Raw genomic sequence first — 11,302 nt, forward strand, 5'->3', positions numbered from 1 at the left:
TTTAGCGGCTGCAACCATTGCTAAAGCAATGCCTGTATTCCCAGAAGTTGGCTCAACTAAAGTAGTTTTACCAGGAATAATTAAGCCTTGTTCCTCTGCTGCTTGAATCATGCTCACGCCAATTCTGTCTTTCACAGAAGCCGCAGGATTCATACTTTCTAGTTTGACAACAATCCGTGCCAATGCTCCTGAATCTTGAGGAATTTTGTTTAACTGTACTAAGGGCGTTTTACCCACTAACTCGGTGATATTTTTGGCTATTCGCATGGACAAACCTCTTGATAACTAAATGTAATACATGGGATTATTTTGGGCGCGAGTCTCTCTTTCTTGACACAAATCTTGGAGTGTATAGCTACGCAAAACCTCAATTGCAGCCGCATTAGCTTTTTCCCAGATTTCCAGAACCAAAGTTTTTTCTATCGTCGGAGTCTCAGAGCTTTCTTTGTCTTTCCGTTCACCTTCTACCAAGGTGACAATTTCTAGCAAAGTAATTTGCCAAGGCTCACGCATTAACAGGAAACCGCCTTTTGAGCCACGTTGACTCTGTACCAAACCCGCACGCCGCACTTGAGTGAGAATCTGTTCGAGATAGCGTTCCGGTATGGGTTGCTTGGCCGCAATCTCGTTCATGGTCAAAGGAACTTTTTTATCGTGATGGCTGGCGAGTTCTAACAGTGCTAAGAGTGCGTATTCCACTTTTGCCGAAAGATCCAGAAGAGCGTAGTTTTGACTATTCAAATCTGTATTCAGAATACTACTGTACATTGATAGATTTATCGGCTTTTAACCGGAATGATTTTACTTTTGGGTGTTAGATGTGATATGGTAACACCTATAATAAGTAAAATACCATAACTCTATCGGATTTAAGGTGATTATGTGCAACATTGTCAAATTTGCTGAATATTTTCCATAAACTATCCGAACACAATACTTTTTAGATCAAGAATAATCTATACTACGGTTACTACATCGGAAATTAGTAATACATACACTAATGTCATTATACACAGGTTTGACTCAATCATTTACTGACAATACTCACAAGCATTTCACCAGAAGATCGCTATTACCCGTTAAAAAAAATGCTGTATGGCGAATAGAAAGCGGTTTTGTGATAACATACACTTATCTAGAAGACGGTACGATAGTAGCTTTGGGATTATGGGGTCCGGGAGATGTGGTTGGTGAAGTTCTCTCGAAAATGAAGCCCTATCGGATGGAATGTTTAACCACAGTCAAAGCAACTGTTTTACCTGTGGATGATTTGCATCAGTTCACAGAAACTTTGCTTTATCACATTCAACAAGCGGAAGAATTAATGGTGATTCGCAGCCATAAAAAAGTAGAGACTATGCTGATTCAACTATTAGGATGGTTATCAAAAAAATTTGGCTCAGAAGTAGAACAAGGACGTTTAATTGATATGCGTCTAACTCATGAAGATTTAGCAGCGCTGATCAGTTCTACTCGTGTAACTATCACTCGTCTGCTGGGACAATTGGAACAGGAGGGATTGATTGATAGACTTCCTCTACATCGAATTATCGTGCGACAAGAGGATATTTGGTATTATGAAATTTAATTTGGAAAATACTAAAACAACGCACACCCAGTGGAAAGGGAGTAGAGAAAGTGGGTTACTTACAGTTACAGCGAATTAGTTAAATTGATGTATGGTGCTGATAATTTCAGGAGAGCAAAGAATAGGACATCAAATCTTCAGGCATCTATTGACATTTCCCGACAATAGGTTCATAATATTATATATGTATACGAGAGTTTTGTAGTTAATTTAAAGTCAATAAATATTTTGAGTAACTGTAATGGTTCCGAATAGACTTGAATGGCTACAAAGAAAATAAACCTTTCCTTAGAAAACTTGGTAGTTCTAGAGAAAATTTGGGTATTGAACTCGTTAATAGACAATCAAGAGCCTTAGAATTATGTTCTAAGGCAATGTGGGATACCACCTTCACTAACTCAGTTGGTGATGTTATACTGGATATTCACGATATCTCAGATGTCGGCGAATGTCTCGGTTAAAAGTATCAGTGTAGTAGTTCGTCAAATTTATTTTGACGGGTAATGATCGGAAAAAACTTCTGTTCTTCCCTCCCCTACCTCCCCTACCTCCCCTACCTCCCCTACCTCCCCTACCTCCCCTACCTCCCCTACCTCCCCTACCTCTCTTCTCCCCCTGCTTGCCTTCACCCGTCATTTTCGGGTTGACAGACTAGTAGCCTATCATTAGGCATATTCTTACAATTTAAAAAATATTCTCACCAAATCCATGTATGCTAAATATTAAAGTTTATCTTTATAGATGATGGAAATAAAGCTATGAAAATTGTTCATGGCACTTGGATACCTCACGCAGAAACTGACTTTATTCAATCAGGGTCATTTTATCTGTGGATAGAAACGCCTGTACCAAAAACTAGCCGCAATCATAAACAACAGATTCATCCTGGACATCTAGCTAAGGGTGAATTAATCAACTTCTTAGTCCAGGAATTGGGAATTAAAGAACCAGCACCCCAATTAAGCCAACGCATATCTACTAAATATTTTGCTTTACCAACTGCCGATCATCAACCCCTACCTTCACCAGAATTAATTAAGTATCTAGAAATAGAAATCCCAGAAGAATATACAGAATTTCAATATTGGCAAGTAGATTGTTATCAACCATTAACGCCTGTTAAAAACAATACGCCTGCAATTAATATTATTAGACTGCTCAATGATATCCATTTCTTAGCAATTAATAACCTGAGTGATATTCAACTCGGTTCTGATTTATTATTTTGGTATCACTATACGCAATCATTCAAACAAATAATTCTTAAAGACCAATATATCCCGACTCTTAAATATCGCCAATTAGAAACTCCTCCACCCAAAGGTAAAAGTAAAAAACCGATTCCGCCTGCATTTGAAATCTATGCTGGTTGGTCAATTATTTCTGAGCAATATGAAGCTAATATTCAAAAATATATTGAATATATGCCCTTGATTTGTGTGGCAGGTTCAAACGTAGAAAATGAAAATATTGAGTTTTTTGATGAAGAAACGCTGTTACGTCACTTTTCTGAATCTATCCTCCATAATCTAGTTACTCACACTCCCTCTACTGCTGCCTTTGACAAACAAATTACGGATTCTTTAGTTTACTATTGTTTTTCTCAACAACATAATTACCGCACAACGAATATAACTTTAGAAGAGTACAAACAATGGCAAACATGGAAAGGTAAAATCACTCGCTCCCAATCAGAATTACCTTTTTATCTGTGTTTTCAATTAAATTCACCTGCTGCTGAACAAATAGATAACTGGCAAATGCAGTTTTTAGTATCTAGTAAAAAAGATCCTTCTCTCAAATTACCTTTAGCAGATTATTGGTCAATGAGTCAAAAGTCTAAAACAGGTGTACAGAAGGAGTATGGCAAAGACTTTGAAACTAATTTGCTGTTAAATTTAGGATATGCAGCACGAATGTATCCGCAGTTATGGCAAGGATTAGAAACAGATACTCCCGTGGGAATGCAACTAACATTAGAAGAGGCATTTTCATTCCTACAAGAAAGTGCTTGGGTGTTAGAAGATGCAGGTTTTAAAGTTACTGTTCCGGCTTGGTATACCCCTGCTGGTCGTCGTCGTGCTAAACTGCGACTCAAAGCTTCCGGTAAAAGTCGTTCTGCAACTAAAGGAGAAAACAAAAGCTATTTTGGTTTAGATTCTTTGGTGCAGTATGAATATGAATTAGCAATTGGTGAGCAAGCTGTTACTAAACAAGAATGGGAGCAATTAATTAATGCTAAAGCTCCTTTAGTGCATTTTCGCGGTCAATGGATGGAATTAGACCGAGATAAAATGCAGCAATTACTAGAATTTTGGCAATCTCATGGTGATGAAAAACCAGAGATGTCTGTGCTGGAATTTCTCCAACGTAATGCTGAATCTGGGGAAGATTGGGATATTGAACATGATGAGATTTTGTCAGATATGATGGCGAAATTACAAGATAAAAGTAGTTTAGAGCCAATTTCTGACCAGTTGAATCTGCAAGGTAATCTGCGCGAATATCAAAAGCGTGGTGTGGCTTGGTTAGAATATTTGGAACGTTTGGGTTTAAATGGCTGTTTAGCAGACGATATGGGTTTAGGTAAGTCGGTACAGGTAATTGCTAGACTTGTTCAGGAGCGAGAATTGTTTTCCTCTGAGGAGGAGATAGGAAGGTGGGGAGATGAAGAAGATGGGGAAAATAAGGGAAATAAGGGGGAGAAAGGCAACAGGGGGGACGGACAAACAAGATTATTTAATGTGCCACCAACTCTGTTAATTGCACCTACTTCCGTGGTTGGTAACTGGCAAAAGGAAATTGCTAAATTTGCTCCGCATCTGCAAAGTATGATACATCATGGGAGCGATCGCCTACAAAACCTGGCTGATTTCAAAACCGCTTGTCAACAAAATGATGTCATTATTACCTCCTTTACCTTAGCTCGTAAAGATGAAAAACTACTGCATAGTGTGAAGTGGCAACGAATTGTTTTAGATGAAGCGCAAAATATTAAAAATCCTAAAGCTGCACAAACTAAAGCTATTCTCAAACTTTCAGCTAAACACCGACTGGCTTTAACAGGAACTCCGGTGGAAAACCGATTGTTAGATTTATGGTCAATTTTTAACTTTCTTAATCCGGGTTACTTGGGTAAAGAAGCACAATTCCGCAAATCTTTTGAGATTCCCATTCAAAAAGATAACGACAGAATAAAATCAAGTACCCTGAAGAAATTAGTTGAACCCTTGATTTTACGTCGGGTTAAAACAGATAAATCTATTATTAACGATTTACCTGATAAAGTTGAACAAAAACTTTACACCAATTTGACTAAAGAGCAAGCTTCATTGTATGAAGTAGTGGTCAAAGATGTAGAAGAGAAATTACAAACGGTCGAAGGAATTCAACGCAAAGGATTAATTCTTTCTACTTTGATGAAGTTGAAACAAATTTGTAACCATCCTGCTCAGTTTTTACAGGATAATAGCGAATTTTCAACAGAACGTTCTCACAAACTTAGCCGCTTAGTAGAAATGGTAGATGAAGCTGTTTCTGAAGGGGAAAGTTTACTGATATTTAGTCAATTTACGGAGGTATGTGAACAAGTTGAAAAATACATTAAACACAATTTACGGTGCAATACTTACTACTTGCATGGTGGCACAAGTCGTCCACGTCGAGAAAAGATGATTACGGAATTTCAAGAACCTGATACAGAAGCATCGGTGTTTATTTTATCATTGAAAGCAGGTGGTGTAGGGATTACTTTAACTAAAGCTAATCACGTTTTTCATTTTGATAGATGGTGGAATCCAGCGGTGGAAAATCAAGCCACAGATAGAGCTTTTCGGATTGGACAGCAAAAGAATGTGTTTGTGCATAAATTTGTGGCTATTGGTACTTTAGAAGAGAAAATTGATCAGATGATAGAAGATAAGAAAAAACTTGCTAATGCTGTAGTTGGCAATGATGAATCTTGGTTAACTGAGTTAGATAATGATGCTTTCAAACAATTAATTGCTTTAAATAAAAGTGCAATTTTGGAGTGAGAATATAGTAATATGGTTAAATTTAGTCGGACATGGTGGGGTGATAGGTTTATTAAAGCATTAGAAAATTTTACTGATGATGGTCGCTTGCAACGAGGACGTTCCTATGCAAGTAGTGGTAAAGTTCTGAATTTTGAAATTGAACAAAATCACATTACTGCTAGAGTAAAAGGTTCAGTTAATCCTTACTTTGGCGTGTATAAAGAACCAACTTACAATATTTCTATTGAAATTAAATCAATTCCTAAAAGCAGTTGGAATGAAGTTATTGACAAGCTATCATCTAAAGCTAGTATTGTTTCTAGATTGCTGCTAAATGAAGTCCCAGAGAATATTGAAGATACTTTTAAGCAATTGGGATTAAATTTATTACCTCATAGTAGTAAAGACTTTCAAACTAAATGTTCCTGTCCAGATTATGCTAATCCCTGTAAACATATTGCTGGGGTTTATTATTTAGTTGCGTCCCAATTGGATAATAACCCATTTCTGTTATTTGAATTGCGGGGGTTATCAAAGGAGGAACTTCAGAATAAACTGGCTAAATCTAATTTAGGTAAAGCACTTTCACAGGAATTGAATACTCAAGAAGTTAGTTTAGAATCTTCTACTTCGTTTTATACTAAGTTGGAAAAACAATCTGTTGAGGAAAAGCCAAGTGTGAGAGAATTTTGGTTAGGAACAAAGCGTTTACCGCAAACTATAGAAGTGCCAAGTTCTAGTGGTGTTTCGGCAATTCTTGTTAAGAAACAGGGCGATTTTCCGGCTTTTTGGCATAAAGATAATTCTTTTATTGAAACAATGGAGGAACTTTATCAACGGGTGAAAACAAAAAATCAAAGTTTAATGTGAGCCTAAATAGTACCGCAGGCGCAAGTCAAAGTACATCATCGTAGGTTGAAAGCCTTAGAGGTTGTTTGAAAACTTTTTCGTGTGGGATCTGACATCCGCAGATCCCCCTAAATCCCCCTTAAAAAGGGGGACTTTGAGGAATTTAGCCCCCCTTTGTAAGGGGGGTTGGGGGGATCTCGATTAATTCTGATACTTTTCAAACATCCTCTGATAAGTACGGATATAACATTAATTTCCTATCATTTTATTCTGTATCCTTTATTAGTTAAGAGGCAGAGTCCAATGAGAATTGCCTGATAATACTTCCATTTGTTGCTTATATCTCAAAAATTTCTGGTCTTTCAATAATAAACCATTCATGATACAAAATTGCTAGAAAAAAGTTTTCATTTTTTAGGCGATCGCAAACTGTCATAAAACCAGAAAAGAAGGGATCATCTTCATAGGTGGTATCCGATAAAAATAGCGTGAGTGATTTTTTATCTTCAGCCCAAATATAACGGATTATGGAAATATTGGGGTGATGAGATTTATCCACAGGTAATAATACTGGATATCCATCAATTTCCATAAATTCCGGTTCCCCATATTGCAAAACCGATGACCAATCTTCTGGTCCTTCATGTTTTTCAATAATCCTATCCCACCTAACCAGTTTGATTTTTTCTAAAGTTTCTGGTGATAAATCTGATAGTTTCATAAGTTTTAGAAAATTTGACCGTTGCAAGAATCTCTTGAGATGCTTCGTTTCGCTATGGCTAACGCCACGCTCCGCGAACGCTACACTCAGCATGACAAAACAGGATCATTTATTTTGTGGCTTACTCTTAGTTGTTTGTTTCGCAACCAAATATTGCTCAATGGCTTCACAAATTAAATAATGAATTTTATTACTATTTATTATACACTTCATTAAGGGAATTTTGAATCAAGATTTAGTAATTTTTATGCCAGTAATTATCATGTTTGTTAGTGAAAAATGAGATTCTTACTGCTTGACTGGATAATACAAGCCATGTTTCAATATCTAACTTTAGGCAGATGACACTGGTTTTACTGATTATTTACTGTATTATTTCTACTTGTAATTGCAATTATTTTAAGATGTGCTTATTATAGCAATTAATCTACCAATTGCTATAAGTAGGTGAACACAATAAAACCAAACTGTGTAAAGAAATGTAAAATCGCCCAAACCCTCTTCACTCTTGCCTCTTGCCTCTTGCCTTTTGCCTTGCCATAACGACAATTTTCAACGCTCACCTACTTATCAGGTAAGTAAAACCTTGACAGTTGTTGAGCATATTGTCTATTTGATCATTTAGGGGAGTAAGTTTTTCATGATTAGAGGAGGAAGAATAGCAGTCCAGTCACAAAAAGGAAAACACAAGTGACTGACATTGTAACTGGACAGATTGTGCGTGTGCGATCGCGCCAGTATCTTGTGGAAGAAGTAGTGCCTAAGCCTTCACCAGAACAAGATACTAAAGTTAGTCTTTCTTGCTTAGAAGATGATGCCTTGGGAGAATCCCTGGAAGTCCTGTGGGAACGAGAAATAGATGCCAAAATCGTCGGGGTGACATCATGGGAATCCATCGCTAATCGAGGCTTTGATCATCCCCGGTTGTTCTCTGCCTACTTGCACACATTACGCTGGAATTGCGTAACTTCCACAGATGCCAAACTTTTTCAAGCTCCCTATCGGGCAGGAATAGAAGTCAAAGCCTATCAGCTAGAACCGCTACGTAAAGCCTTGCTGATGCCTAGAGTCGGCTTGTTTATTGCCGATGATGTGGGATTGGGTAAAACAATCGAAGCAGGGCTAATACTGCGCGAGATGTTAATGCGGCAAAAAGTTCGCCGGGTAGTGATTTCCTGTCCACCATCTGTAGTTAGACAATGGCAAGAAGAAATGGAGAGTCGGTTTGGACTCACATTTATGATTCTTGATCGTGAATTTATTACTGCCCGTCGTCAAGAACGGGGTTATGGAATTAACCCTTGGATGACACACACTCGGTTTATTATTTCCCATGCCTTGCTGCGAGATGAAACCTATGCTGCACCATTACGAGATTGGCTGAGTGATTTTTCTCCTGCCTCCATGCTCATTCTCGATGAAGCCCACAATGCTGCACCTGCGAGTGGGGCAAAATATGCGGTTGATTCCCAACTTACCAAAACTGTACGAGATTTAGCACCGCGTTTTGAACACAAGCTGTTTTTGTCTGCTACTCCCCACAATGGACATTCCAACAGCTTTGCGGCTTTACTAGAAATCCTCGACCCCCAGCGTTTTTGTCGAGGAGTACCTGTCCGCAATCACAAATTGCTAGACACTGTGATGGTACGCCGTTTAAAGCAAGACTTACGGGAGATAGGAGAAGAATTTCCCCAACGTTTCGTGAGTCCGATAGTGATTGATCATCTCCCAGAAGACGCACCAGAACTTAAGTTATCCCAATTGCTGCAACAATATCGGAGTTTGCGGGAGGAACGACTCAAGGATGCGGCTAAGTCCACCCAGACGACAGCGATGCTGGTAATTACTTCACTGCAAAAGCGGTTATTGTCTTCGATTGAGGCATTTGCACGGACTTTAAAAGTACATCGGACGGCGGTAGAAAAGCAAGCGGCTAACCGTCCTGCCATTCATAAAGTCAGTTTACCGTTGCTGTTGGAGTCAGTTAGTGCTGATGACGAACGGGCAGAATTTTTAGAAGCGGAAATAGAGGCAGAAGAAGATGCTCAAATGGCAGCAGCTACTATGCAAGCAGCCGGACAAACAGCCCGTGAATTAGCAATTTTAGATGAAATGGCAGATGTAGCTAATTCCTCTCGCTACCAACCAGATCCGCGGATTCACAAACTGGTGGAGTGGATTCGCCAAAATCTCTGTCCTCAATTGGGTGAAGCCAATGCGGCTTGGTTAGAACGGCGAGTAATTATCTTTACAGAATATACAGATACTAAACGTTATCTACAACAACAGTTACAAACGGCGATCGCTAATTCTCACCGTGAACATGAACGCATAGAGGTCTTTCACGGGGGTATGGGAGAAGAACGCCGGGAAGCTATTAAAAGTGCCTTTAATGCCGATCCTGCCCGTCATCCCCTGCGGATTCTCATTGCCACAGATGCGGCAAGGGAGGGGGTAAACCTGCAAAACAATTGTGCTGACCTGTTCCATTTTGACGTGCCGTGGAACCCATCCAGGATGGAGCAGCGCAATGGCCGGATTGACCGCAAATTACAGCGATCGCCGATTGTCCATTGTTATTACTTTGTTTTACCCCAACGCACAGAAGACAAAGTATTAGATATATTGGTGCGGAAAACAGCCACCATTCAACAAGAACTCGGTAGTCTAGCACCAGTTGTCGAAAGAAATATGTCGCGCTTACTCGCTCATGGCATTCGCCATCAAGACGTAAGTAATATTACTAATTCTATTAATCAAGCTGAACAAATCAATGACCAGGAAATAGTAAGTACACAGGTGAGCCAATCCGTTGCCGGGGTTCGCCCAACGTCCCCACTAGGAGCAGGAACTGGGGTGATTAATGAGGAACTGGAGCAAGCCAGAGTCCGCCAACAAGATTTGACAAAACAGGTCGAGAATTTACAAGCAATGTTAAAAAACTCGCGGGATTGGTTGGGACTAGATGACCACCACTTCCGTGATGCTATTTCCGCTTCTTTAGAAATTCTCGGCGTTCCTTCCCTCACACCTGTAGATGTAAACGAGGTTGCTAACAACCCTGTAACCGCCCGGTGGACAATTCCCGCCCTTGACCAGCAAACTGGTGCAGATCCCACATGGTCAACAACAATTGATACTTTAAGAACACCGCGAAAAATCGGACAAAAGCCCTGGGAATGGCGGAAAGAAGCACCAATTCGCCCGGTAGTGTTTCGAGATCCTGGTTCTTTAGATGGGGATGTGGTGCATCTGCATTTAGAACACAGAATTGTCCAACGGTTACTGAGCCGATTTTTATCTCAGGGTTTCTTGCACGATGAATTAACCCGTGCTTGTGTATGTCTAACTAATGACCCCATGCCCAAAGTTATAGCCTTGGGACGATTGGCTTTATATGGTGAACGGGCGGCTCGCTTACATGATGAGGTAATTGCAGTAGCATCGGAGTGGTTAGACCCAATCAGCCGAGGACGCAAGAAGCTTCAACCTTTAAAAGAAGGTGAGAAAGACAACGTACTGGAATTACTGGAAACTTCCCTGGCTTCCCCCCATTTACTAGAAGTTCCGTCAGCAGTGAAAGAACGACTACAAAAAAGTGCTGCTGAAGATGTGGGCGAATTAATTCCCCATTTGGAACGCCGCGCCGAAATTTTGGCGGAAAGTGCCAAGAAAAAGCTAGTTAATCGGGGGATTAAAGAAGCTGCTGAGATGAAAAAGATTCTGGAAGAACAACAGACGCGAATTCTCAACTGTCAGAAAGACTCTCAAGCTGTGCAGTTATCTCTGCCAATTATCGAGGAACAGCGTCAAGTAGATGCAGACCGTCGCCATTGGGAAAAACGCCTCAAAGCGATCGCATTAGAATTGATTTCCGAACCAGCCCGAATTGAAGCCGCTTACCAAGTCAAAGCAGTGCGGGTTGAGCCGGTCGGCGTGATTTATTTATGGCCGATTTCCGGGTAGGGGGTGTAATATCACGGGAGCAAAACCAGCAAATAAAATGCCCCATCTGATAGCACGACAAACACCGGGGAATAAAATTCCCCGTCTAATAGCGAAAGTCCTCTAAAAGAGGACTAAAAACCCAAAAAAAACCTCGTTATAATGCTGATTAAAAAACCC

Annotated in this window: 8 protein-coding genes and 1 pseudogene; 6 read left to right on the top strand and 3 right to left on the bottom strand. The window is 39.8% G+C overall.

Translation table 11 applies throughout. The annotated features are described in order from the left end of the window. Positions 1-267 (bottom strand): pyridoxal-phosphate dependent enzyme (locus tag FJR37_RS19340; protein WP_168466865.1); only part of this gene is annotated, 267 nt, incomplete at its 3' end. An 18-nt stretch (positions 268-285) separates the two neighbouring features. Further along, complete coding sequence (locus FJR37_RS19345) at positions 286-768, bottom strand: Rrf2 family transcriptional regulator (RefSeq protein ID WP_039199316.1); 483 nt, start codon at positions 766-768, stop codon at positions 286-288. Between the two features lie 232 nt (positions 769-1,000). Between FJR37_RS19345 and FJR37_RS19350 the strand changes: the two genes are divergently transcribed. From FJR37_RS19350 to FJR37_RS19365, 5 genes and pseudogenes are all read left to right on the top strand, one after another. Continuing rightward, the gene (locus FJR37_RS19350) at positions 1,001-1,588 is read left to right on the top strand and encodes a Crp/Fnr family transcriptional regulator (RefSeq protein WP_168466866.1); all 588 of its coding nucleotides are present in this window, start codon (positions 1,001-1,003) and stop codon (positions 1,586-1,588) included. A gap of 257 nt (positions 1,589-1,845) precedes the next feature. Beyond that, complete coding sequence (locus FJR37_RS19355; RefSeq protein ID WP_152608791.1) at positions 1,846-2,049, top strand: hypothetical protein; 204 nt, start codon at positions 1,846-1,848, stop codon at positions 2,047-2,049. A 1,503-nt stretch (positions 2,050-3,552) separates the two neighbouring features. Beyond that, positions 3,553-3,900: pseudogene (locus tag FJR37_RS27800) on the top strand (SNF2 helicase-associated domain-containing protein); the annotation flags it as partial. Positions 3,901-4,017: 117 nt separating this feature from the next. Then, positions 4,018-5,622, top strand: coding sequence for a DEAD/DEAH box helicase (locus FJR37_RS27805; protein WP_371416147.1), 1,605 nt, complete (start codon positions 4,018-4,020; stop codon positions 5,620-5,622). Between the two features lie 12 nt (positions 5,623-5,634). Further along, a complete protein-coding gene (locus FJR37_RS19365) occupies positions 5,635-6,474 on the top strand; it encodes an SWIM zinc finger family protein (protein ID WP_168466868.1) in 840 nt (279 codons plus the stop codon). A gap of 316 nt (positions 6,475-6,790) precedes the next feature. Here the strand turns inward: FJR37_RS19365 and FJR37_RS19370 are convergent, their stop codons facing one another. Next, a complete protein-coding gene (locus FJR37_RS19370) occupies positions 6,791-7,174 on the bottom strand; it encodes a hypothetical protein (RefSeq protein WP_168466869.1) in 384 nt (127 codons plus the stop codon). 690 nt (positions 7,175-7,864) lie between these two features. On the opposite strand from FJR37_RS19370, the gene drmD reads away from it, so the two are divergent. Next, entirely contained in the window at positions 7,865-11,143 is a 3,279-nt protein-coding gene (gene drmD, locus FJR37_RS19375; protein ID WP_371416146.1) for a DISARM system SNF2-like helicase DrmD, read from the top strand. Positions 11,144-11,302 lie beyond the last annotated feature (159 nt).

Source organism: Aphanizomenon sp. UHCC 0183 (assembly GCF_009712065.1).
Taxonomy (GTDB): domain Bacteria; phylum Cyanobacteriota; class Cyanobacteriia; order Cyanobacteriales; family Nostocaceae; genus Dolichospermum; species Dolichospermum heterosporum.